This is a genomic window from Fibrobacter sp. (assembly GCA_017503015.1).
GTDB lineage: Bacteria > Fibrobacterota > Fibrobacteria > Fibrobacterales > Fibrobacteraceae > Fibrobacter.
Genome location: JAFVTX010000065.1, coordinates 1 through 22,645 on the forward strand (window position 1 = coordinate 1; position 22,645 = coordinate 22,645).

Genomic DNA, 22,645 nt, shown 5'->3' on the forward strand with positions numbered 1-22,645 from the left:
GATGCAGATGCGTTAAATCGGAGAACTGTGATAAAATGAAAAAAGAACGTAAGACTAGGCGGCGAACTCTAGTATGCAGGCACTTAATCTCAAAGGATCAGTTGGCTGAAGTGGTCAACCTCTTTCCACTAACTCAATACGTTCTTTAACTCTAATATACCTCTTTTTTCGGAGAAAAGCAATGATCAAGGCTAAAATTGATGACAAAAATTGCAAGTTTTATCCCTGCTCATAAAGAGCCCCTATAAGACAAGAAAGAAAATGGTTTCCAAGAATTGACAGAATCTGTATTGAAAAGAAGGTTTTTCGCAAGAAAAGGAAATGTTGAGTATTTCGATTTCTTAATCGATATAGAAAAAATAAAAGACTCCCCGAAATTCAGGGAGCTATTGGGCTTTTTCAACACTAAAAGTGTAAGATAATCATCGCGACAGCTGTTTCCTTTTACTAAAAAAATTAGCCCAATAAGGATTCTCTTTATCGAATAAAACTTTTTGCTCTGGAGTGAAACTATGAGGATAATCTTTGAATAGAAATAAAATCGTTTTCTTGTCAAAAGAAACTGCATGAAGGCCGCATTGATCAATATAATCAACCCACCAGATTACATCACCTTCATTTTCCTTATAGAATTCGAATTTACGAGTTTCTTCTTTGACAGTGATCATGATTAACCTCGCTCTCTAATATACCATTTTACCCAAGGAATTGCAACCCCATGGCAGATTTTATCAACGCAGACGTAAAAATCGATAAATTCAACGAAATTATCGATATTGCGAATCGGACGGCAAGCGACTTGAAGCCCGCCATGGCGGCTATCGTTTTACCTCAGCTCATAAAGAGCTCCTATAAGACAACGATTTCACACGAAAAAGGGACGAATTGAATACTTCGATGTTTTGATAGACATTGAAAAATTAAAAGACTCCCCAAAATTTAGGGAGCTACTAGGATTCTTGAACACAAAGGTATAAGTAAATGTTGATGATTTTTAACCGCCAAGTAATTTTTTCCAATAAGGATTCTCTTTATCGAACAAGGCTTTTTCCTCTTTGGTGAAGTTCTTGGGATAATCTCCGAAAACAAACAAAATTTTTTTCTTATCGAAGGATACAGCTTCTGTTCCATGTTCACCAATATAATCAACCCACCAAATTTTATCGTTTTCGTGAACTTTGTAGAACTCAATCTTTCTTGTTTCTTTGTCAACCGTAATCATGATTAACCTCGCTCTCTGTTTTATCTCCGCTCATAAAGAGCTCCTATAAGACCTGCTTTCTGAATATGCTTTATTTTATACGGGTTCGCAGGCGGTTTGACGCTGGAAAAAACAGAAAAAAAGGAAGGATTTCTTGGATTTTGTCGATTTCAACAGGCCTTTGTAAAAAAGAGAGCCGCTGATTTCCATCAGGGAAAATGTCAACGGCATAACGATTCTTTCCGAACAAGAAAAGTTGAAAAGCGCAAGCTGACGATGTGGGGGTGTTAGGGGGCTTGCCCCCTAGGCGAAGGCTTCCCCCTTTCTTTGTTAATTGCTGAAATTTTACACATTCGCAAGGCGTTTTTTTCCGCAAAAAAAAGTCTATACTAGTAGATGGGGACTGTCTCCGTCTGCCAAACGGAGGCTTTTCCGAGAAAATATGGGAATATGGCTAGAACATTAGTTGTTTTTTCTCAAAAATGTAATTATATTATAATTACACCACGAGGTTCTATATGGAAGTAGAATTCGAGTGGCTTTTTGTTGGAGACGGAATATGAAAAAGGAATATGACTTTTCGGGCATGAAAGCGGTAAAGAACCCTTATGCGGCGGCGTTGAAAAAGCAGATAACCATCCGCCTCAATTCAAGAACCATCGATTACTTCAAGAACATGGCAAAAAACGTCGGCATACCTTACCAGACGCTTATAGATTCGTATCTCACGGACTGCGCCCTGTGCAAACGCAAACTGACAATGCGGTGGAAATAAAAAAGCGGGAATTTTATCCCGCTTGTTCCTCTACTTCACTGACCAGTCGATAGGCTCGATTCCCTTGCTTACAAGGAATGCGTTTGCCTTGCTGAAATGCTTGCAGCCGAAAAATCCTCGGTAGGCCGAAAGAGGGCTCGGGTGTGGGGCGGTGAGGATCAGGTGCCCGCGGTTTGGCGCCACCAGGGCCTGTTTCTTTATAGCGAAACTGCCCCAGAGCAAGAACACCAGATTTTCCCGCACCTGCGAGAGCCTCTGGATAATGGTGTCGGTAAAGGTCTGCCAGCCGATTCCCGCATGGCTTGCCGCCTGGTGGGCCCGCACCGTCAGGGAGGCGTTCAGGAGCAAGATGCCCTGGTGGGCCCAGCTTTCCAGGTTCCCGTGCTGCGGGGGTGTGATGCCAAGGTCGTCGTGGAGTTCCTGGAAGATGTTGATGAGGGAGGGCGGCGGGTCGATTCCGTTAGGCACCGAGAAACACAACCCGTGGGCCTGTCCTGGATTGTGGTATGGGTCTTGCCCGATGATGACCGCCTTTACCTTGTCCACAGGGCAAAAGTCCAGGGCCGCAAAGATTTTCGGCCCTGGCGGGTATATCACGTGGTGTTCCGCCTTCTCCTTCAGGAGGGTTTCCTTTATTTTCTGGAAATAGGGCTGCTCGAACTGGTCGCCCAGGAGTTTCAGCCAGGATTCTTCAAGTTTAACCATTATGGCCGAAAAATACTTAATTATTTTGCCAATGTCTCCATTAATGCTTATATTTCTTTTATTGAACACTGGTATGTTCGCCTAATAAAGGAGGCCTCCATGACAAAAACATTCGCTATGCGCCTGGCTGCTATTTCTGCTGTGGCTATACTCTGCTCCTGCGGTGATTCTTCCACGGGAGCCAAGGATGATGGGGACAAATCCTCCAAAGAGTCTGTGAAGTCTGTTTCTGGTTTGGGGAAGTGCTCGGCAGACCGTGCGGGTGAAGTCCTCTATGTAGAAGACGAAAAAGCCGAGTATATCTGTATTCCTAACGAATGGAAAAATACCGGCGCCACCGAAAATAGTGAAGGTGATGAATCTGACACAAGTTCAAGTCCCTCCAAAAACAAGTCATCGTCTTCGACAAAGGGAAGTAGTGGAAGTACTTCGGGTTCAAGCAGCGCCTCTGATTCGGGTAAGAATTCCTCTGGGTCTGGCTCTGCAAGTTCTTCAAGTGTTGCACAGGAACCGACTTCTAGTGCACCCGGCGCAAATGAAACCATTCCTACGAAGCCTGTGAGCAAGGCCTTTTCGGGAGTGGTGCAAAAGGGCCCGTTCACGAGTGGCTCTACTATGAAAATTTGGGAACTGGATGAGGATTTGGCCTTGACGGGAACGAAGTTTGAATGGGAGGTATCTTCGTCTCTTGGTGAATTTTCTTCGCCTAAGTTGAATCTTGCTACCCAGTATGGATTGCTTCAGGCTACGGGAACCTTCTATAACGAGGTTTCGGGCTCTACAACGACAGGAGATTTTACCCTGAAGGGGATTGTGGACCTGAGTAACCGGGACAAGGCGAACTTGAACATTTTGGCTCACCTGGCTTACAATAGGGCGATGGCTCTGTTTGCGACAGGAGATTACAAAAACATTCCGGCAGCCAAGTCTAAGGCCGAACAGGAAGTGATGGAAGCGTTCTACATGAATCCGAAGGATGCCCCCCTGAACCACGCCTTTGAAGATTTGAGCATCTTTGGCACAACCAACGACGATGCCAAACTTCTGGCGGTGTCTATCCTGCTTACTCGGGGATTGAATCCGACGGGAATAACGTCTACCACGGCGGAACTATCTGCGGATATCAAGGATGACGGTAAGTGGAACCAGAGTTCGGAATCTACGACGCAGGTGACCGTTGCGGATTGGGCGCTTAACAATTTGGCAAACAATTCCAAGATCCGCACCAGGGTAGAAACCCAAGGTGGTAACGCCCCCAATTTCGAAAGATGGATAGGGGAGTTTATTGAGGGCGTCTATTCCATTCCCTGTACCGACAAGTTGGATGGGAATATGGAACAGATCGCTGTTGCAGGAAGTTCGTACAATGGTAAAAAACTGGTCTGCGATGGCGGCAGCTTGAGATTTGCAACAAGGCTGGATACCCTTATCGGGTATGCGTGTACCGCGTCCAGGGACGGAGTCATTAAGAGTTACATTGACCCCTATTATGGCACTAAAAAGGAGCAGATTTGCGATAGTGGCGTTAAAAGCTGGAGGGACGTTGGAATCTACGATTACTCCAAGGAGGATTTCTTCAGCGAAACGGCCAATTATGGCACGCTCAAGGATAGCCGCGACAACAAGACATACAAAACCATAAAGATCGGTAGCCAGACCTGGATGGCCGAGAACCTTGATTATTCAGATTCTACGAAGATGACGAATTTGAAGGGGAATTCCTGGTGTTTCAACAATCGCCCAAAGAATTGCGAGATGGCGGGAAGGCTTTATACTTGGACGGCGTCCATGAATCTGGCGTCATTCTACCTTGAAGAAAGTGCTGCCGATGTTATTGCGGAAAAACATCAGGGTGCGTGTCCCGATGGATGGCATATCCCGACCTCTACAGAATGGAATGACCTTATGGAGTATGTCGAGGCGAAAGGTACTGAGCACTATGCTGGTTCTTACTTAAAGTCCAAGACGGGGTGGCAAAGCTATTCGACGAGTGTAAAATCATTGGATGAATATGGTTTCTCTGCGATTCCCACGGGAGCCTATTACGGGAAATATGCAAATGCGGGGGAAACCTATAGTGCCTATACCTTTGATGACGAAGGCCAGTTTACCAATTTCTGGTCTGCAACGGAAGCCCCCAAGACAGCTGCGGCCACGAAGGCTCTATATTGGTTCCTGGATTACCGCTACAACTATTTTGATGTAAGTACCGATTACAACCAGAAGGGGCGCGGATTCCCGATTCGCTGCGTCAAGAATTGATTTTGGAAAATCTGCCCTTGATTCTCGTTTATGCCGGAAGTGCCTTGATGCTTCTCAACATCGTCCGTTACATTTTGCTGGAACGGGTTGTTCTCAGGTCGAACTACTGGGACATGGGCCGTGGCCCTCTCCACATTCCCCTGGCGCTGTTGGTCCTGTTCCTCTTGGGCTACCTGGCGGTTGGCTATGTGGGGACTTCCGACAACGTGGTTCCATCCATCCTCTTTGGCGGGAGCCTTTTTGTGTTCCTGATTCTTTCCCTGATGAAGATTGTCCTTAAAAAAGTTGAAGAGGGGGAAGAACGCATCGGGGCTGTCCACAAGGACTTGAACGCGGAGAAGAAGGAACACGAGGCCAAGTCCGCATTTCTTTCTAACATCGGTCACGATATCCGTACCCCCATGAACGAAATCATGGGCTGTGTCGCCCTTTGCAAAAAAGAAGACGCAACCTTGCCCGAAATCAGGGAGAACTCAGTGAAGATTGAACGTTCCTGCCAACACCTGCTGTCGCTGGTGAACGACGTGCTGGAAATGAGCCGCCTGGAAAGCGGTAAAATCGAGGCGGAAGAGTCCGCCCTGGACTTAAGGGAAATGGTGTCTGGGTGGCAAGAAACCTTCGCGCCTCGGATGCAAGAGAAGAACATCGACTTCACTGTGGATTGCAGCGGCGTAAAAGATCCGCTGGTCCTTTGTTCCCGCCAGGGTTTCAACCGGGTCGTCATGAACCTCTTGAGCAACGCCTGCAAGTTTACGCCCGATGGTGGAGAGGTTTCCTTGAAACTTTCCGAAAAGCCTTCGGAAAGGGAAGGCTTTGGCCTGTACGAATTGCGGGTGAAGGACAACGGAATCGGCATGACCGAAAGCCTTGCGAGCCGCCTGTTCGACGCCTTTGAAATGGAGCGCTCCTCCTCGTTGAGCGGTGTCCAGGGCGTGGGCCTTGGAATGGCCATCACCAAGCGCATCGTGGACCAGATGGACGGAAAAATCCAGGTGCAGAGCCAGTCCGGAAAGGGCACGGAGTTCGTGGTGACGCTTCCCATGCGCCTCCAGTCGGCCATGCAGACCCAATGGAATGCGGACTTGCCGAATTGTCCGGTGAATTTTGCGGGCAAGCGGGTCCTTTTGGTAGAGGACATGGTCGTCAATCGCGAAGTAACCGGTTTGATCCTGAAAAACATGGGCTTCGAGGTGGAATTTGCGGCAAATGGCGAGGAGGGCGTTTACAAGCTGTCCAGCGCCCATCCCGGCTACTACGACATGATCCTGATGGATATCCAGATGCCCGTCATGGACGGTTACGAGGCCACCCGCCGAATTCGCCGTCTCGGCAATGTGGAACAGGCATACGTCCCCATCGTGGCCATGACCGCCAATGCCTTTAGCGCAGATATAGAAAAGGCCATGGAGGCGGGAATGAACGCCTACGTGGCCAAGCCTATCGATGTAGCGGTTCTTGAAAAGACCCTGGCAGGATTTTTCGGGAAAAAAGTCTAGTCCCGCAAGAATCCGGTGAGCGGGTCGGAGGCGGAAGCCCCGCGCGTGAGCACGCGCCCAAGGCCTGCCAGGTAGGCCTTGCGACCCGCCTCGATGGCAAGCTTGAAGCTGTTTGCCATGAGCGTCAGGTCGCCCGCCGTTGCAAGGGCGGTGTTCGCCATGATGGCGGCGGCCCCCATCTCCATGGCGGCGCAGGCTTCGGAGGGTTTTCCGATTCCCGCGTCTACGATGATGGGCTGGTCAATCTCGTCAATCAGAATTTGGATGAATTCCCGTGTGGATAGTCCCTTGTTGGACCCGATGGGGGCAGCGAGGGGCATGACGGCGGCAGCGCCTGCGTTTACCAGGTCTCGGGCCACGTTCAGGTCGGGGTACATGTAGGGCATTACCACAAAGCCTTCTTTTGCCAAAGTCTCCGTAGCCTTTACCGTTTCGTAGTTGTCGGGCAACAGGTACTTGGTGTCCCGCATGATTTCGATTTTTACGAAGTCTCCGCAACCAAGTTCACGGGAGAGCCTTGCGATACGCACGGCCTCGTCGGCATTTCGGGCTCCCGAAGTGTTGGGCAGTAGGGTCACTCCCTTGGGAATGTAGTCCAGGATGTTCTCGTGGTCCTTGGTGTTGGCGCGGCGCACGGCAAGCGTTACGATCTGTGCCCCGGCGTCACGCACAGCAGCCTCGATGAGCTTCAGCGAGTACTTGCCGGAACCAAGAATAAAACGGGAACTGAATTCGTGACCGCCAATAACGAGAGTATCCTTTGCGCCTTCCATAAAGCCTTCTTTTTTTTTTGCGTCTGGAATATAGAAAAATCCGCCCGAAATATGGACGAGGCGAAAAGGAGATGCCCGCCTTCGCGGGCATGACAAATCGAAGAAAGGACGGTCGTCCGTGAGCAACAAAGCCCCTGGTATTAACCAGGGGCGGTTGCGAGAGTGAGCGCAGTCCGGAGAATTTGCTCCTGACTTTGGCGCGAACGGTCGTTTACGTCTTGTCTTCGCCGCGGAGCATGATGACCTTGCCCGTGCGGATGTATTCCACGATTTCGAATTTTTGGAGCAGGCTCTTTAGGTTGTCCACCTTGTCGCTGCTTCCGGTAATCTGGATAATCATGGACTTTTCGGTCATGTCTACGGTATGGGCCTTGAAGTGGTCGCAGAGCTGCAACACTTCGGTCCTCTGGTCCGGAGAACAGCGCACCTTGATGAGGGCCAGTTCCTTTTCCACCGCGTTGGTGTCGGTATGGTCCTTGGCCTGCACCACGTCCACCAGCTTTTCCAGCTGCTTGATAATCTGCATCAGGATTTCGGGGTTTCCGTGGGCGATGATGTTCATGCGGCTGAAATTCGGGTCCAGAGTGGGGGAGACCACCAGGGAATCGATGTTGTAGCCACGACGGGAGAACACGAGGGCGATACGCACCAGCACGCCGGGGCGGTTCGCAACCAACAGACTAATAGAATGTGCCTTATCAATCATCTTCAAATCCTCCTATTAGGTCGATCCCGTGGGCTTTTCCAGCTGGGCCTTGGGCTGTTCAACAATCATGCTGGTAATGGGGGCGCCTGCGGGAATCATGGGGAACACGTTGTCTTCCTTTTCGCATTCGCAATGGATAAGGATGGGCCCGTCCTTGTATTCCAGCGCCTTCTGGATAACGCGTTCGGCGTCGGCGGCGCGCTTGATACGCAGCCCCGGAATGCCGTAGGCCTCGGCGAGTTTTACGAAGTCGGGGTTGCCCTGCATGTCCACGCTAGAGTAGCGGTGTTCGTAGAAGAGTTCTTGCCACTGGCGCACCATGCCCAGGTACTTGTTGTCCATCACGAAAATCTTGATGGGCAACTTGTGGATAGCGGCTGTGGCCAGTTCCGCTTCGGTCATCTGGAATCCGCCGTCGCCGCTGAAGCTGAGCACCGGCCAGCCGGTCTCGTTGCCGAAGGAGGCGCCGATGGCGGCGGGGAACCCAAAGCCCATGGTGCCGGCGCCGCCGCTGGAGTGCAGCTGGCGGGGGTAGTTGATGTCGAAGAACTGTGCGACCCACATCTGGTGCTGGCCCACGTCGGTAGTGACGATGGCCTTGCCCTGGGTAAGCTTGCTTGCTGTTGCAATCACGTGCTGCATGCGGAGTCCGCCCTGCTTGGGGTAGGTGAGGGGGAACTTCTTTTTCCAGCTCTGGCAAGTTTTAACCCAGTCGGCGGTGTCCAGCTTGTTTACCATGGGCAAGAGCTGTTCCAGCACGAGCTTGGCGTCGCCGCAGAGGAACACGTCGGGCTGCAGCACCTTGCCCTCTTCGGCGGGGTCGATGTCCAGGTGCATCTTGACGGCGTCCTTGCAGAACACGTCCAGCTTACCGGTGATACGGTCGTCCCAGCGGCTGCCGATGGAGAAAATCAAATCGCAGTCCAGTACCGCCTTGTTGGCGTAAACCGTACCATGCATGCCCAGCATGCCCAGAGAAAGCTCGTGGTCGGTGGGGAAGGCGCCTAGGCCCAGCATGGTGCAGCACACGGGAGCGTTCAGCTTTTCGGCCAGCTCGCGCACCTGGCGGCTCGCTCCGGAAATCATGGCGCCGTGGCCTACCAGCAAGAGGGGCTTCTTGGACTTTTTCAGGAATTCTGCAGCCTTCTCAACCGCCTGGATGGGGGCGTGGGTCGGAATCTTGTAGCCCGGCAGGTCCATCTTGTCGGTGAAGGGGGCGGTGCAGGGGCCGGCGGTCACGTCTTTGGGCAGGTCGATGAGCACGGGGCCCGGTCGGCCGCTGCGCGCGATGTGGAAGGCCTCTTTCATGATACGGGGAAGGTCGTTGGAATCCTTCACCAGGTAGGAATGCTTGACGGCGGCGAAGGTCATGCCGCTGGTGTCGCATTCCTGGAAGGCGTCCTTGCCCAGGTTCGGCGTGGTGGTCTGGGCGGCCAGCACCACGATGGGGCTGGAATCCATGAGGGCGGTGTAGATGCCGGTAAAGGTGTTGGTGGCGCCGGGGCCGCTGGTCACCAGGGCAACGCCCACCTTTCCGGTCTGACGGGCGTATCCGTCGGCCATGTGGGTGGCTCCCTGCTCGTGGCGGGTCAGCACTACTTTAATATTAGAATCGAGAATTGCGTCGAACATGGGGATTGCAGATCCGCCAGGGTACCCGAAAATGGTATCGACGCCCTCTCTTTTGAGACATTCGATAATCACTTCGGCTCCACTTAATGTCTTGTTTGCCATAAAAGTCCTGAGTTAAAGTTTGGAAATTTATAAAAAGTTGACGAAAAATTAGCAGTTTTTGTTTAGGACGGCAAGATATAGTTCCTGAATTTGTTGAAAATTTTTGAAATTTTTAATAAAAATTGAATTTTTTAAGCTTTTAATTGTTGAAAATTGTGTAAAAATTGGCAAAGTTTTGAGAAATTTTGGTTTTGATTGTTCAAAATTCGCTATTTTTATCCGTGAATTTTGCTGAATGACTGTTTTTTTGATATGAAAATTTTGGATTTTTGCGCAAAAAGGCGCTACGTTCTCGAACGGATCCCCGATCAAAGCCTGCCCTGAGCTTGTCGAATGGGTCGGGGATGACACTTCTTGAGACCCTCAATCCTAACCACTAATCACTAACCACTAATCACTAAATCCTAGCCCCTAGATCCTAACCCCTAGATCTTAACCATGAAATACAAGAATCCCGACTTCATGTCTGCCGTCACCACTCCCATCGAGGGAGAAATCGCCTTCCGTAACTACGCCGCATCCACTTTTGGCCCTAACTATATCATAGTAGGCATTGACGAAGTGGGCCGCGGTCCGTTGGCGGGCCCTGTGGTGGCCTGCGCCGCCGTGCTCAAGTCTGCAGATGTTTTGTCCGTATTGAACGACTCGAAAAAGTTTACTCGGCCCAAACGCGAGGCCATTTACGACAAAGTAAAGGACGCCTGCGAATGCTATGCCATAGCCAGTGCCAGCGTTGAGGAAATTGATCAACTGAATATTCTGGAAGCTGACTTTTTGGCCATGCGGCGGGCGTTGCAGGCTTTGGGTATGACGGGGATCACGGAAAAACAGCCCGAACTACCCGTGGAGGTTCGGGGACATTTTAAGCCGGGTGCGACCGTTCTAGTAGCGGTGGATGGAAATTTGAAAATTCACGGTTTGGACTTGGGGTGCCAGTTCCCCGTGATAAAAGGGGACAGTTTGGTGGCTTCTATTTCTGCGGCATCAATCCTTGCGAAGGTTTTTCGTGACCGCTATATGGACCAACTGGCCAAGGAATATCCTGGTTATGGCTTTGAAAAACATGCAGGATACGGCACCAAGGCGCACCTGGACGCCATCCGCAAGCAGGGCTTTTCGCCGGTACACCGCAAGACCTTCCATCCGAAAGGACTGTAGAAAATGAGTAATGAGTTGTGAGTAGTGAGTTGTGAGTCGTGAGTAGTGGGAAATTACACCGCTCACACCCCACACTTCACATCTAGAAAACACTCTGGGAACAGAAAAAAAGCCCTTTTGGGGACGTTTCTTAAAAAAAACTTGCATAAAGGGGTTATTCTTTATATATTTCACGTGATTTTAATGCAAACTCTTTTATGAATGGAGAATCTATGAAGAAACTTGCAATGGTTATGTTCCTTGCTTCTATGGTCGGCGGAGCCTATGCTCAGGCCCCTGCCGCACCTGCACCTGCTCCCGCGCCGGCTCCTGCACCCGCAGCTGCCGCTCCCGCGCCGGCTCCTGCTTCCGCAGCTGTTGCTCCGGCCCCGGCTCCCGCTCCAGCCCCTGCAGCGGCTGCTCCTGCTGCCGCACCGGCTCCCGAGGCTGCTCCCGCTGCCGCACCGGCCCCCGAGGCTGCACCCGTAGCCGAAGCCGCTCCGGTCGAAGAAGTTCCGGCTGTAGATCCTTGCGCCGTAGACTCCCTGGGTCAGCAGATTGACCCCGAAGGTTGCGCCGCCGCTGTTGAAGCCGCTCGCCAGCAGGCCATCGCCGACTCTATCGCCGCCGAGGAAGCCCGCCAGAAGGCTATCGCTGACTCTATCGCCGCCGAACAGGCCCGTGCCGATTCTATCGCCGCTGCCGAAGAGGAAGCCCGCAAGAAGGCCGAAGCTGATTCTATCGCTGCCGCCGAAGCCGCTCAGAAGGCTGCCGAAGAAAAGGCTGCCAAGGCTCCTCGCTTTGCGCTCGGTCTTACCGGATCTGGCGCTTGGGGTATGTTCGATGTCCAGTATGACGAGAACCACTTCAAGGATCTTCCCTTTACTTTGGGCGTGAGCGGACTCTTCTCTAAGCAGCAGTTCGGCGCTCGCCTCACGGCTTCTATGCAGTATCATCGCCTCTATGTGAGCGAATCCAACAACCGCACCATTAACGAAGGTTACTGGCGTGCCGGTCTCGGCCTCTATGGTCGTTGGATGCCTGCCCAGAAGGAAGGCCTCATTGTAGAACTCGGTATCAACGCCGCTTGGGTTACCTCTGATGATATCAGAATCCCAAGCCCTTATTCTACCAGTCACACGGATATGTTCTATCGTCCCCAGTCCGAATACGCTGTTGAACTGGGCGCTGGTTACGGCATTACCTTTGCCGGAATGGCCGGTGAAGTTGGAGCCTTTGTCTCTTATGATCTGAACGAGACCATGGAATTCACCAACGATGTGGACGGCAATGCGTTCCATATCGGTGCCCGTGCCACTTTCTGGATCCTCAACCTCTAACAGACAAGTTTATTAACAATAACATAAATACAAATCACAAGGAGAATGTATGAAACATAAACTCTTGACTCTCGCCTCGGCTGCTGCCTTGCTCGCTGCTTGTAGCGACACCGCGGTTTCCGATGCCAATGACGAAATCAAGGAAAAGGGAACCGTCACCTTCTTCGTGTATGACGTCCTCACCAGGATGCCTCTCGAAGACGTGGCCAACTACTACCGTACCGAAGACAAGACCAAGTACACCGACTCCACCGGTACAATCGTATGGAAGAATGTGGATATCGGTCAGTCTTACTTTGACTTCCAGCTTGAAGGCTACGCCATGAAGCGTCACAACGTTTTCGTTGAAGACATTATGTCTAACGACGTGGCTCGTGTGAATGACAACGTTGAAAAGGTCGAAATGTACGAACTTGGCGTTGATGTGAAGGGCCAGTTCTTCTACGTTGACCCTGAAACCAAGAACTGGATTCCTGCACCCAATGCCACCATCTACGTAGACTACCCGGACTCTTCCGAAATCTACCCCAACGAAGTCTATACCAAGACCGACGAAAACGGTTTCTATAGCTTCAAGAACCTGGCAGCCAACATTGGTTTTGAAGTGAGAAGCGAACGTTTCACTGTGGACAGTGTTGTTTACGAAGTGGACTCTATCGGTGCAACGGCACAGCGTAAGGGCGTGCTCAAGGAAATGGATCCTCTTGCTGCCGTGGTTGCTTCTCTGGATCCGAAGATGGTTTCCAGCAACCTGAATGCAATCAATGTTAAGGACGAAATCAAGCTGAACTTCACCGAAGTTCTGGAAAAGGATTCCGTCACCACCAAGTACATCAAGGTGAAGCGCGTTATTGACCCGGCTGATGCCGACAATGATGGCAAGCCGGATGTTTTGAAGGATGTTTCTGTTTCCGTTAGCCTTTCTGAAGATGGCAAGACCATTACCATCAAGTCCACTTCTGGAGAATGGGCCGACGGTAAGCAGTACATCGTTGAATTCGACGTGTGGTCTACCCTTGCAAAGAACCTGAAGGACGAAGTCGTTATCGACGGCATCACCTACAAGAAGTTCCGCAAGTTCACCGCCGGTTCTGTGGAACTGCCTGGCCAGGTCAAGAACCTGGTGATTGACCTGAACGACGACAAGGATGAAACCGAAAAGGTTAACTACGTCTACGAAGGTACTTACACTGCCGAAAAGGTTGCTGCTGGTAAGGATGACCTGACCTATAACGAAGTCATCACCATCAAGTGGGACGGCATTGAAAAGGGCGTTGACAGCTACAACGTGTATGTCAAGGGCGATATTGATGCCTTCGCCGACTACAAGTTTGTTGACAACTATACCGATACAACTGCTACTCTTAACCTTGCCAACCTCTTCAATGACGGTAAGTTCCTTGCCTTCCCGGCCAGCAAGAAGCAGCCCAAGGTGATTAGCGTGATTGTTCTCCCGGTGAACGCTGCTGGCGAAGCTCTTGCCAAGAATGCCAAGGCTCTCGAAATCAAAACCTTCGAAAAGGCTGATGATGATGTCTATGCCAAGCAGACCAACATGTTCAACGTGAACGCCAAGGTTACCTTGGACGCTCTCTATGAATGCGGTACCGATGGTTCTTCTTGTGCTCCTGTTGCTAAGGGTTCCGACCTCACCGGAGGCAACTTCTACTCTGCTGACTTGACGGTGGCTGTTTCCAAGACTGATCCGGATTGGAAGGGTAAGACTCCTACAGGTTTCCAGCTGTACTACAATGGTGTGCTGGTTGCTGACCAGCCTAGCTCCTCCTTCACGATCACTCATGGTGTCAAGATGGGCGCTGCCGCTGATGTAGACATGCCTTATACCAAGGCCCAGAAGTACAAGGCTTCCGATGTGAAGAGCTTTGACTTTGTCATCGTTCCTTACTTCTCCGTTGATGCTTCTTGCTCTGATCTTCTGTACCCCACCAAGGATGCTTGCGAAACCGCTGGTAAAACTTGGACTCCGGCTTCCAAGATCGGTCAGACCGAGCTTGACCAAAAGAACGCTCTGTCTGCTAACGACGACGTTCAGGACCTGATTGACGATCTCTAATAATCTGTTTTAGCAGGTTGCCTTTCAAAAGGTCGGATCCTTCGGGATTCGGCCTTTTTTCTATATTATCTCCGTAACGTTTTACGGAGGTTGTTTTGAACAATTCCATTCCTCTTGTACAGATGGTGCTGCAGTCAGACATTGCCACCATCGTTGTCCTTTGCATATTGGCGGTTATGTCCCTGGGGTCTTGGGGTATCATTATCGTCAAGTACATTACTTACTTAAAGAACAAGCACGCCAATGCCGAATTTTTCCGCAAGTTTAACGAAGTGACCCAGTTCGTGGAACTCCAGGAACTATGCGAAAAGGCCGAAGACAGTGCTCTGCGCCGCCTGACAGCCGAAGTGTTAAAAGAAGCATCCAAGTTCAGTAACTTTGTGAGTTATGACTCCATTCAGCACCGCGCCTCCCTCCTGGAAGATACTATCCAGCGCTCTATCGAAGGGCTCCGCCTTGTAGAAGACAAGTACCTGAGCTTTTTGGCCACCAGTTCTAACCTGGCGCCCTTCTTTGGCTTGCTCGGTACCGTGTGGGGAATCATGATTGCGTTTTTCCAGATTGGTCAGCACGGATCTGCCGACCTTTCCGTGGTGGCTCCCGGTATCGCCATGGCCTTGATTACTACAGTGGGCGGCCTTGTGGTGGCAATCCCTGCCTCTGCGGGCTACAACTACTTTACCAGCTGTAACGGCCAGAACGAAATCTCTTATTTCAACTTCGGTTCCCAGGTGCTGAGCTTGTTTAAGCGTGGCGACCTGTTGGCTCTCGAAGAAGTGGCGGGCTAGGAGGCCTAGGTGAAGCGTAGCCGCGGAAAAGAACTGAAGCAGGAGATGAACCTCACGAACATGATTGATATCGTGTTCTCGATTCTGATTGTGTTCATTATTTCTGCTCCCCTTATGAGCCAGGGCGTCAAGGTGGACCTGCCCAAGGCCGAAGCCCCTACCATGGAACAGGAAAAGCTTTTGAAGGTGTCCATCACCAAGGACGACGAAATCTACATCGCCGACATGATGGTGGATTTTGACAGCTTCAATAGCGTGTTCCAGTCCCTCTGGAATGGCGAGATGGCGGTGGTCATCAACTCCGACGAATCTGTTCGTTATGGTCTAGTAATGCAGGTGGTGACCCAGGTGCAAAAGCTGGGCGTAACAAAGCTCGGCTTCTTGACCATGAACCCCAAAGAAACTCCGGGTAAATGAAGAAGTTCCAGGACAGGATACAGTATTTTTCCTCCGATGTAGATTCTACATTGGTGAAGATTATCGTGTGCGCCGTGGTGTTCCACCTGACCATCGTGGGAATCTGTATCGCTTTCCATTACGTGAACTTGAAGCCCGAGCCGGAGCAGATTCCCGTGTTCGAAATGGTGCAGGTGTCCGAGCCCGCGCCGCCTGCGCCGCCCAAGACGCAGCCCCCACCACCAAAGCCAAAGCCCAAACCCAAGGTCAACAAGCGGTTGCCGCCGGAAATAAAGCCCGAGCCCAAGGAAAAGCCGGAGGTGGTAGACGAAGATCCGAAACCGCCCGAGCCCACGCCGGAACCGGTGGATGATTTCCCGGTAGACGACATGGACTTGCCTGTGGCGCTTGAAGCCCCGAGTCTTGATCCTGTGGGTTCTGTGGACATGGACCCCCTGATGCAGGTGTACCTGGAACAGCTCAAGAAGATTATCATGAGCAATTTCAGACCTCCCAAGGATTTGAAGGTGGGCCGCGATGCCAAGACCACAGTGCAGTTTACGGTGGACCGATTCGGAAAAATTTCGGCGGTGATTCTCAAGAAGTCTTCAGGCAACAAGGCCTGGGATCACCTGTCGGTGCGTGCTATCCAGATTTCCAAGGTGCCGGAGTTGCCCTTCAATTACCGAGCTCCGAATTTGGTACTGAATTTCAACTTTACGCCTAACTGATTTTGTATGTTGTTGAAAGTAATTGAACGTCATTCCGGCCTTGAGCCGGAATCAGGAATGGAAAAAACTAGATGGCGGTTCTAGCCCGCCATGACGAATGATGTAAACAGCTGAATAATGTTTTTTGTTTTCTATAATTGAGAAAGAGTGTTTTTAAGAATGAGAGAAAATTTGAAAAGGTTTGTTTGGGGGCTTGTCCTTGCCTTGGCCTGTGTTTTCCCGCAGGGAGTGTTTGCCTCTATCGATACTATTGCCGTAGATGTGGGAATTTCTGTTTTCAAGACTACGCCCATAGGCATTGTTCCCTTTGAAGAAAAACCGGGTATAGATTGGATTGAAGAAAGACCTCACCAGATTTTGACTCGCGATGCGAACCTTTCGGGACGCTTTGACGTGGTGGCTTCTGAAAAGTTCAACTTGGCCCTGTTCAGCCGTTCCAAGGCGAAACATTACATGACGGGTAAGGTGGAACCCACTAGCGATGGCCGCCTTGCCGTGGATTGCTACCTGTATGTGTCCCAGTCCAAGACGCTCCTTTTGGGAGAACGCTATACGGTGCCCCAGAAGGAACTTCGTCGGGCTATGCATGCCTTTTTTGACAAGGTGATTTACCAGCTGTGGGGTGAGCGTGGCGTGGCCAGCACCCGCATTGCATACGTTTCGAAGATTGACGGCGTGAAGCAGGTGGTGGTGTCCGACTACGATGGATTCCACCGCTCCCAGATTACCAGGGATTCTACCATCAGCATGATGCCGGTGTGGACCCGCGGTAACAAGGGCCTTGTGTACGTGAACTTCAAGACCAACCGTCCGAGGCTTTACACCAAGAACTTTGGCAGGCCCGAAAAACCCCTGTTCGAACAGTTCGACCAGACTTACAGCCCTGCGGTGAATCCCGTGAACGGGGAACTTTTGTTCTCCTCTTCTAAGGACGGCAAGACGGACCTGTATCTTGGCAACATGGAGACGGGCAAGGCCCGCAAGTTTGCCTACCTGAAGAGCAATCAGACCAGCCCTGCCTGGAGCCCGTATGCTACCGAGGTGTTGTTCACCAGCGATCGTGGCGGTGGCCCCCAGATTTTTGTGATGGGCAAGGACGGAAGCGACTTGCGTCGGGTGACCTTCATGGGCCGCTACAATGAACGCGCCAGCTGGTCCCCCGAAGGCGACCGCATTGCCTACACCTCCATGGACAACGGCAAGATGAACATTTACACCTGCGCTCTGGATGGTAGCGACATTGTGCAGCTCACCAACAACGCAGGTAACAACGAACATCCCTCCTGGTCGCCGGATGGCAAGCTCATTGCCTTTTCTAGCAACCGGAGCGGCACGTACCAGATTTATATTATGCGGAAAGACGGAAGCAACGTGACCCGCATTACCCAGGCCGGCGAGAACACTGCGCCTACATGGTCCTGGTTCTACGATGAAAATAAACCACAACCTAAAGAAGGATCCAAATGAAAAACATCGTCAAGATTGCATTGATTTCTAGCGCTGCCTGCCTTGCCTTGGTGGCGTGTGCCAAGAAGCAGCAACCCCAGACCGACCCTGCTGCCGAAGCCGCTCCTGCCGCTGCCGCCCAGGATTCCGCAAGCGCTGCCATGACTCAGGCCCAGGCTGATTCCCTGGCCGCCGAACAGGCCCGCCTGGAAGCGGAACGGCTTGAAGCAGAACGCGCCCGCTTGGAAGCGCTTATCAACCAGATTATGTCCGAAGACGTTTACTTTGACTTTGACCGCTCGGAACTCACCGAAAAGGCCAAGGAACTTTTGGCACAGGTGGGCGAACTGTTGCTGAAGGAAAAGCGCTTCACCATTACCATCGAAGGCCACACCGATGCCCGCGGTACAGAAGATTATAACTTTACTTTGGGTGCAAAGCGCGCCATGAAGGTGAAGGAATTCTTGGCCGCTTACGGTATCGAAAATAGCCGTATGGAATCGGTGAGTTACGGTAAGGAAGCTCCGAAGGCTCAGGGCGAAACTGAGGAAGCTTATTCCCAGAACCGCCGTGCCAACTTCCGCGTGAATATCAAGCAGTAGTTTTTAATTCGGAATTCGGATTTCGGAATTAAGAATTGTCGTAGAAAAATAAAGCGGTTGAACATGAAAAAACTTGCTATTGGAATAGTATCGATTGCGTTTGCGCTTGTCGGGTGCTCCAAGATCACCATGCTCCGTACCGAGGAGATGAAGGCTGTGGGTAGCGATGTGCAGACGGGTATGCAGCAGGGTCTGGATTCTGCCGTGCTGAAACTTTCTGCAGAGAACGATTCCCTGCGTGCGGAGATGGATAGCCTGAAGGCGCAACTGGATGCTTCTGCCCTGGTGCAAAAGCGCATGATGGCCGAAGTCACCATGCTGTCGCGCCGTATGGGTGACGAATCGGAAAGGAACGATTCCAGGCAAGAAGAAATCATCTACCGTTTGGACATGCTGCTGGGCAAGAGCGACAAGATTCTGGCCAAGAAGGTTGTGGTCAGTGGCGCTCCTGCGGCTCCCATTTCTATGGACAGCCTGGAGCGTGAAGCCGAAAAACTGGTGGAAGCCGAAGCCATGTTCAATACGGCCCGTTCCGACTACCATCGCGGTGAATACAAGCTGGCCTACGCCGGTTTCAAGCAGGTCTACGAACAGATGAAGACCGGCGAGCTAGGGGAGAATTCCCTGTACTGGATGGCGTTGTGCCTGATTGACGCCAACCAGGTGGAAAAGGCGAAGAAGGTGTTTACGAGCCTTGCGGACGCTTTCCCCGAAGGCCAGAAGGTCTGCACCACCATGTTCAAGCTGGCGGCTATTTACAGCACCGAAGGCAACATCGATATGCAGAAGCAGTACCTGCAGAAAATCCTGAACAGCAAAACTTGCTCTACTTCGGGAGAGTTCGAACAGGCGGCAGAGATTCTGCAAGAAATTCTGGAACAGGAAACTCAGGCCGGCCCCAAGGCCGCTGAGCCTTCGAATGGCCCTGAAGCTGCCGCACCTGCGACGGAAGCTCAGCCTGCTGCACCAGCGCCTGCTCCGTGATTCTAGATGGCGGATTGGTGGCCGCCATGACGAAATAAAAAAGGCGAGTCAGATGGCTCGCCCTTTCTTTTACTTTATACTTTGATTATTTAATCGTACTGGTCAGGCGGAAGGCGAGACCCACGTCGCTGACTTCGTTTTCGCTATAGACGCTGAACTGCAGCTTGGACTTGCCGATGTTACGGACCAGGGCCACCGTCCATGCCCAGTCATCCATTTCGGCCTTGCTGTCTGCCATAATCTGCCTGTCGTTGATGTATTCGCCTTCTACCATCAGGTTAGAAAGCAACACGTTCATCACGGGGACCAAACGGACGGGGAGCTCCAGGCCAACGTAGGTGGGCTGGTAGTAGATGCCCGGCTGGAAATACTTGGATTCGGGAGCGATATAGTTATGAGCCTTGGTGTTGATGTCATCATCCTGGGTGTAGATGCAGGCGTATTCACCGTAGAGGCGCAGGTTCGGGATAATGGAGTAGCTCGCGTAGGCGGCAACACGGTGGGTGAGGTAGGCGGTGTTTTGCACCACGTCAATGAGGTTTCCGCGGTAGGCTGCCTTGACTTCTAACGGGAAGGTGAACTTCATGTCGTCTTCTACACGGAGGTAGCCCTGGTTGGCGTTGCCGTCTTTAGTAGCGAGCATGGCGTTCAGCTGGTTGTTCTGGTGCTTCCAGCCAAGTTCGATGGCGTTGTGGCTGTAATCGCGCATCCAGAGACCGCGCTTGGTCAGGTCCTTGTCGATATAGGTACCGTAGTGGGTGGACTGGGACCAGTCCGTTTTCCAGCGGCCGATTTTCAGGTTCACCTGGTCGATGTCTGTGACTTTCCACTTGTAGTTTGCCCAATAGAGGTCGGCGAGGATCTTGTCTTGTGCGGACTTGGTGGCCTTGGCGTTGCCATTTTCGTCGGTGGCTACATTCGTTACGTTCTTGTTGCCGAATTCCGGGGCGAAAATGCGGAGCATGATGGTTCCGTCCAGGTTGTCGCTCTTGTATTGTCCGCCCACGTTGGCGCGAATCCAGCCGCTGCTGAAATTGTTGTCGTGGTCGTTGATGGACTTGGTGACCTGGGTCTGCACATTTCCCTTGAGGGTCATGTTGTCGGTGACGCTTGCTGCATCTGCGGCGTAGGCGGCAACACCTGTCGCAAGAATGGCTGCACTTAAGATACCGTACTTCATAAGATACTACTCCTATTGATTTTCGGCGGTAAAGATAGCTTTTTATTAGGAAAAAACTTGTTAAACCGGCGGGAAGAACAGGTAGGCGATGGCGATAGCGGCAATTACGCCAGCTGCATCGGCAATCAGGGCGCAGGTGACGGCATGGCGGGTCTTTTTCACACCTACAGAGCCGAAGTAAACGGCGATGATATAGAATGTGGTGTCGGCCGCACCTTGGAACATACAGCTAAGGCGTCCGGCAAAACTGTCGGGACCCATGCTCTTCATGGCGTCAATCATCATACCGCGGGCACCGCTTCCGCTCAAGGGCTTCATTAGGGCGGTGGGCAGTGCCGGCACTACATCGTTGCCGGCTCCGAATAAACCGAGTACCCACGAAATTCCGTTCATGAGCAGGTCCATGGCTCCGCTGGCACGGAATACGGCCACGCCCACGAGGATGGCCACCAAGTTCGGGATAATCATTACGGCGGTATGGAATCCGTCCTTGGCCCCTTCCACGAAGGCTTCGTAGGCCTGGACCTTTTTGTAGATGGCAAGCCCCAAGAAGGCGACAATGATTCCGAACAGCACAAATCCGCTGATAAAAAGGCTGGTGGTGCCGATGGCTTCTGCCGTAAGGCGGCTGAAATATACCATGATGGCGACCACGACGGCAACGCCGCCTCCGAGCCAGGCTACGGTGATGGGGTCCTTGAGTTTCACCTTCTGGAAAAAGCTCAGGGCGATAATGCCCGCAATGGTGCTGAAGAAGGTAGAAAGCAAAAGGGGCAAGAATACATCGCTTGGGTTTGCGGCACCCAGCTGGGCGCGGTAGGTCATGATGCTCACAGGGATGAGCGTAAGGCCGCTGGCGTTTAGTACCAGGAACATAATCTGGGAGTTGCTGGCAACGGTCTTGTCTTCGTTGGGATTGATTTCTTGCAGTTGCTTCATGGCCTGGAGGCCCATGGGAGTGGCGGCGTTGTCCAGGCCCAGCATGTTGGCGCTGATGTTCATGAGCATAGTGCCTACCACGGGGTGGCCTTTGGGGATTTCGGGGAACAGGCGGCTGAACAGGGGAGAGACGATTTTCGCGAGAATTTGCACTGCTCCCGCCTTTTCGCCGATTTTCATGATGCCGAGCCACAGGGAGAGTATGCCCGTAAGGCCGATAGCGATTTCGAATGCCGTTTTCGACATGTCGAATGCACCGAGGATGGCCTTGTTGAAAATGCCTGAGTCACCGAAGGCGAGCCACTGGACCATGCAGGCCACGAAGGCGCTCAGAAAGAAAAAGAGCCAGATGATGTTCAGAACCATGGCGCAAATGTAGTAAATAGGGGCTAGGAACTAGGGGCTAGGATCTAGGGGAGAGAAAGACCCATGCGCGCATATTTGTCTAGGATCTAGGGGTTAGGGGTTTGAAGTCGTTTCTTTTTGTTTACAAAGTGCGGTAAAAGGCCAAATCAAAAAACGAATCCCAAAGATGGACTCATTTTATTGTATATTCTCGCAAGATGCAGATAGGAATCTGCTTGTTTTTAACTGATAAAAGGACATCTATGAAACGTCTCTCTCTCGTTGCTATGGCAATCTTCTTCGCAAGCCTCGTGGCTTGCAACCAGGCCTCCGCCGGATCCTCCTTCAACCAGCAGGCCAAGCTGGACTCCCTGGAAAAGGATTTCAAGCAGGTCAAGGAAGAATTTGAAATCATCAAGTACGCCCTCGACAAGCGCGGAATCTCCCTGGAACAGGCCCGTGCCGAGATGGAAGCGGACAACAAGGTCTGGGACATTCCCGACGAAGACAGCCCGGTCTTTGGCAACACCAAGAACCCGAAGCTCACGATTGTTGAATTTACCGAATTCCAGTGCCCGTACTGCAGCCGTATCGCTCCTACTATGAAGGAACTGAACGAAAAGTACGGTGACAAGATCAAGTTCGTCTATAAGCATTTCCCCCTGAGCTTCCACGCCAACGCTCCGGCTGCAGCGGCTGCTTCTATCGCCGCCCACAAGCAGGGCAAGTTCTGGGAATTCCGTTATGCCCTCGCTCCCCACAGCCGCGAACTGGGCGATTCCATCTTTGTTGAAATCGCCAAGCAGGTGGGCCTGAACGTGGAACAGTTCAAGAAGGACATGGTTCTCGACTCCGCCATGCAGGCTCGTATCGACAAGGACTTCAAACTGGGGGTTGAAGTCGGGGTTCAGGGTACGCCTAACTTCTACATCAACGGCAAGCGCCAGGACCGCTTCAGCAAGGAACTGGTGGAAAAGATGCTGAAAGAGGCTAAGTAAGCCGCTGGTTTCGGCCGTACACACAAAGATTAG

At 51.7% G+C, this 22,645-nt stretch carries 22 protein-coding genes; 14 read left to right on the top strand and 8 right to left on the bottom strand.

Annotated elements, in window-relative coordinates:
- Positions 1 to 422: 422 nt before the first annotated feature.
- Positions 423 to 668: a hypothetical protein gene (locus IKB43_11660; GenBank protein MBR2470783.1), complete on the bottom strand. Its 246-nt coding sequence runs from the start codon at positions 666 to 668 to the stop codon at positions 423 to 425.
- 50 nt (positions 669 to 718) lie between these two features.
- Here IKB43_11660 and IKB43_11665 point away from each other — a divergent pair, with 50 nt between their 5' ends.
- Complete coding sequence (locus IKB43_11665; protein MBR2470784.1) at positions 719 to 889, top strand: hypothetical protein; 171 nt, start codon at positions 719 to 721, stop codon at positions 887 to 889.
- A 105-nt stretch (positions 890 to 994) separates the two neighbouring features.
- Here the strand turns inward: IKB43_11665 and IKB43_11670 are convergent, their stop codons facing one another.
- Complete coding sequence (locus IKB43_11670) at positions 995 to 1,222, bottom strand: hypothetical protein (GenBank protein ID MBR2470785.1); 228 nt, start codon at positions 1,220 to 1,222, stop codon at positions 995 to 997.
- A gap of 538 nt (positions 1,223 to 1,760) precedes the next feature.
- Between IKB43_11670 and IKB43_11675 the strand changes: the two genes are divergently transcribed.
- Complete coding sequence (locus IKB43_11675; protein MBR2470786.1) at positions 1,761 to 1,976, top strand: BrnA antitoxin family protein; 216 nt, start codon at positions 1,761 to 1,763, stop codon at positions 1,974 to 1,976.
- Positions 1,977 to 2,006: 30 nt separating this feature from the next.
- Here the strand turns inward: IKB43_11675 and ung are convergent, their stop codons facing one another.
- The gene (gene ung / locus IKB43_11680; protein MBR2470787.1) at positions 2,007 to 2,684 is read right to left on the bottom strand and encodes a uracil-DNA glycosylase; all 678 of its coding nucleotides are present in this window, start codon (positions 2,682 to 2,684) and stop codon (positions 2,007 to 2,009) included.
- Between the two features lie 96 nt (positions 2,685 to 2,780).
- On the opposite strand from ung, the gene IKB43_11685 reads away from it, so the two are divergent.
- Both IKB43_11685 and IKB43_11690 read left to right on the top strand, forming a co-directional pair.
- A complete protein-coding gene (locus tag IKB43_11685; GenBank protein ID MBR2470788.1) occupies positions 2,781 to 4,943 on the top strand; it encodes a fibrobacter succinogenes major paralogous domain-containing protein in 2,163 nt (720 codons plus the stop codon).
- 2 nt (positions 4,944 to 4,945) lie between these two features.
- The gene (locus tag IKB43_11690; protein MBR2470789.1) at positions 4,946 to 6,439 is read left to right on the top strand and encodes a response regulator; all 1,494 of its coding nucleotides are present in this window, start codon (positions 4,946 to 4,948) and stop codon (positions 6,437 to 6,439) included.
- On the opposite strand, the gene IKB43_11695 is transcribed toward IKB43_11690, so the two are convergent.
- The 3 genes from IKB43_11695 to ilvB form a co-directional block, all read right to left on the bottom strand.
- Entirely contained in the window at positions 6,436 to 7,212 is a 777-nt protein-coding gene (locus IKB43_11695) for a thiazole synthase (GenBank protein ID MBR2470790.1), read from the bottom strand. The two genes, IKB43_11690 and IKB43_11695, sit on opposite strands and share 4 nt — an antisense overlap.
- A 211-nt stretch (positions 7,213 to 7,423) precedes the next feature.
- Positions 7,424 to 7,918, bottom strand: coding sequence for an acetolactate synthase small subunit (gene ilvN, locus IKB43_11700; GenBank protein MBR2470791.1), 495 nt, complete (start codon positions 7,916 to 7,918; stop codon positions 7,424 to 7,426).
- Between the two features lie 15 nt (positions 7,919 to 7,933).
- Positions 7,934 to 9,652, bottom strand: coding sequence for a biosynthetic-type acetolactate synthase large subunit (ilvB, locus tag IKB43_11705; protein ID MBR2470792.1), 1,719 nt, complete (start codon positions 9,650 to 9,652; stop codon positions 7,934 to 7,936).
- A 438-nt stretch (positions 9,653 to 10,090) separates the two neighbouring features.
- Here ilvB and IKB43_11710 point away from each other — a divergent pair, with 438 nt between their 5' ends.
- The 9 genes from IKB43_11710 (at position 10,091) to IKB43_11750 (ending at position 19,150) form a co-directional block, all read left to right on the top strand.
- Positions 10,091 to 10,810 carry a ribonuclease HII gene (locus tag IKB43_11710; GenBank protein ID MBR2470793.1) on the top strand — a complete coding sequence of 240 codons (720 nt, stop codon included), beginning with the start codon at positions 10,091 to 10,093 and terminating at the stop codon, positions 10,808 to 10,810.
- Between the two features lie 212 nt (positions 10,811 to 11,022).
- Positions 11,023 to 12,129, top strand: a complete 1,107-nt coding sequence (locus IKB43_11715; GenBank protein ID MBR2470794.1) for a hypothetical protein — start codon at positions 11,023 to 11,025, stop codon at positions 12,127 to 12,129.
- A 49-nt stretch (positions 12,130 to 12,178) separates the two neighbouring features.
- A complete protein-coding gene (locus IKB43_11720; GenBank protein MBR2470795.1) occupies positions 12,179 to 14,203 on the top strand; it encodes an Ig-like domain-containing protein in 2,025 nt (674 codons plus the stop codon).
- Positions 14,204 to 14,298: 95 nt separating this feature from the next.
- Positions 14,299 to 14,991 carry a MotA/TolQ/ExbB proton channel family protein gene (locus IKB43_11725; protein ID MBR2470796.1) on the top strand — a complete coding sequence of 231 codons (693 nt, stop codon included), beginning with the start codon at positions 14,299 to 14,301 and terminating at the stop codon, positions 14,989 to 14,991.
- A gap of 9 nt (positions 14,992 to 15,000) precedes the next feature.
- Positions 15,001 to 15,408 (top strand): biopolymer transporter ExbD, encoded by a 408-nt coding sequence (locus IKB43_11730; protein MBR2470797.1) that lies wholly within the window; start codon positions 15,001 to 15,003, stop codon positions 15,406 to 15,408.
- Positions 15,405 to 16,118 carry a TonB C-terminal domain-containing protein gene (locus IKB43_11735; protein ID MBR2470798.1) on the top strand — a complete coding sequence of 238 codons (714 nt, stop codon included), beginning with the start codon at positions 15,405 to 15,407 and terminating at the stop codon, positions 16,116 to 16,118. The genes IKB43_11730 and IKB43_11735 overlap by 4 nt, the downstream gene beginning before the upstream one ends.
- Positions 16,119 to 16,277: 159 nt before the next feature.
- Positions 16,278 to 17,585, top strand: coding sequence for a PD40 domain-containing protein (locus tag IKB43_11740; protein MBR2470799.1), 1,308 nt, complete (start codon positions 16,278 to 16,280; stop codon positions 17,583 to 17,585).
- The gene (locus tag IKB43_11745) at positions 17,582 to 18,166 is read left to right on the top strand and encodes an OmpA family protein (protein MBR2470800.1); all 585 of its coding nucleotides are present in this window, start codon (positions 17,582 to 17,584) and stop codon (positions 18,164 to 18,166) included. The genes IKB43_11740 and IKB43_11745 overlap by 4 nt, the downstream gene beginning before the upstream one ends.
- A gap of 57 nt (positions 18,167 to 18,223) precedes the next feature.
- Positions 18,224 to 19,150, top strand: coding sequence for a tetratricopeptide repeat protein (locus tag IKB43_11750; protein MBR2470801.1), 927 nt, complete (start codon positions 18,224 to 18,226; stop codon positions 19,148 to 19,150).
- An 85-nt stretch (positions 19,151 to 19,235) separates the two neighbouring features.
- Here IKB43_11750 and IKB43_11755 read toward each other — a convergent pair whose 3' ends face one another.
- Both IKB43_11755 and IKB43_11760 read right to left on the bottom strand, forming a co-directional pair.
- Positions 19,236 to 20,330 carry a hypothetical protein gene (locus tag IKB43_11755; GenBank protein MBR2470802.1) on the bottom strand — a complete coding sequence of 365 codons (1,095 nt, stop codon included), beginning with the start codon at positions 20,328 to 20,330 and terminating at the stop codon, positions 19,236 to 19,238.
- Positions 20,331 to 20,390: 60 nt separating this feature from the next.
- Positions 20,391 to 21,635 (bottom strand): hypothetical protein, encoded by a 1,245-nt coding sequence (locus tag IKB43_11760; GenBank protein MBR2470803.1) that lies wholly within the window; start codon positions 21,633 to 21,635, stop codon positions 20,391 to 20,393.
- A gap of 242 nt (positions 21,636 to 21,877) precedes the next feature.
- Here IKB43_11760 and IKB43_11765 point away from each other — a divergent pair, with 242 nt between their 5' ends.
- Entirely contained in the window at positions 21,878 to 22,612 is a 735-nt protein-coding gene (locus IKB43_11765; protein ID MBR2470804.1) for a thioredoxin domain-containing protein, read from the top strand.
- Positions 22,613 to 22,645: the final 33 nt, after the last annotated feature.

Excerpts from the sequence above, each read along its gene's own strand:
- IKB43_11660 (MBR2470783.1), bottom strand. The coding sequence starts at position 668 with ATGATCACTGTCAAAGAAGAAACTCGTAAATTCGAATTCTATAAGGAA.
- IKB43_11665 (MBR2470784.1), top strand. The coding sequence starts at position 719 with ATGGCAGATTTTATCAACGCAGACGTAAAAATCGATAAATTCAACGAA.
- IKB43_11670 (MBR2470785.1), bottom strand. The coding sequence starts at position 1,222 with ATGATTACGGTTGACAAAGAAACAAGAAAGATTGAGTTCTACAAAGTT.
- IKB43_11675 (MBR2470786.1), top strand. The coding sequence starts at position 1,761 with ATGAAAAAGGAATATGACTTTTCGGGCATGAAAGCGGTAAAGAACCCT.
- IKB43_11685 (MBR2470788.1), top strand. The coding sequence starts at position 2,781 with ATGACAAAAACATTCGCTATGCGCCTGGCTGCTATTTCTGCTGTGGCT.
- IKB43_11695 (MBR2470790.1), bottom strand. The coding sequence starts at position 7,212 with ATGGAAGGCGCAAAGGATACTCTCGTTATTGGCGGTCACGAATTCAGT.
- ilvN (MBR2470791.1), bottom strand. The coding sequence starts at position 7,918 with ATGATTGATAAGGCACATTCTATTAGTCTGTTGGTTGCGAACCGCCCC.
- ilvB (MBR2470792.1), bottom strand. The coding sequence starts at position 9,652 with ATGGCAAACAAGACATTAAGTGGAGCCGAAGTGATTATCGAATGTCTC.
- IKB43_11710 (MBR2470793.1), top strand. The coding sequence starts at position 10,091 with ATGAAATACAAGAATCCCGACTTCATGTCTGCCGTCACCACTCCCATC.
- IKB43_11715 (MBR2470794.1), top strand. The coding sequence starts at position 11,023 with ATGAAGAAACTTGCAATGGTTATGTTCCTTGCTTCTATGGTCGGCGGA.
- IKB43_11720 (MBR2470795.1), top strand. The coding sequence starts at position 12,179 with ATGAAACATAAACTCTTGACTCTCGCCTCGGCTGCTGCCTTGCTCGCT.
- IKB43_11735 (MBR2470798.1), top strand. The coding sequence starts at position 15,405 with ATGAAGAAGTTCCAGGACAGGATACAGTATTTTTCCTCCGATGTAGAT.
- IKB43_11740 (MBR2470799.1), top strand. The coding sequence starts at position 16,278 with ATGAGAGAAAATTTGAAAAGGTTTGTTTGGGGGCTTGTCCTTGCCTTG.
- IKB43_11745 (MBR2470800.1), top strand. The coding sequence starts at position 17,582 with ATGAAAAACATCGTCAAGATTGCATTGATTTCTAGCGCTGCCTGCCTT.
- IKB43_11755 (MBR2470802.1), bottom strand. The coding sequence starts at position 20,330 with ATGAAGTACGGTATCTTAAGTGCAGCCATTCTTGCGACAGGTGTTGCC.
- IKB43_11760 (MBR2470803.1), bottom strand. The coding sequence starts at position 21,635 with ATGGTTCTGAACATCATCTGGCTCTTTTTCTTTCTGAGCGCCTTCGTG.
- IKB43_11765 (MBR2470804.1), top strand. The coding sequence starts at position 21,878 with ATGAAACGTCTCTCTCTCGTTGCTATGGCAATCTTCTTCGCAAGCCTC.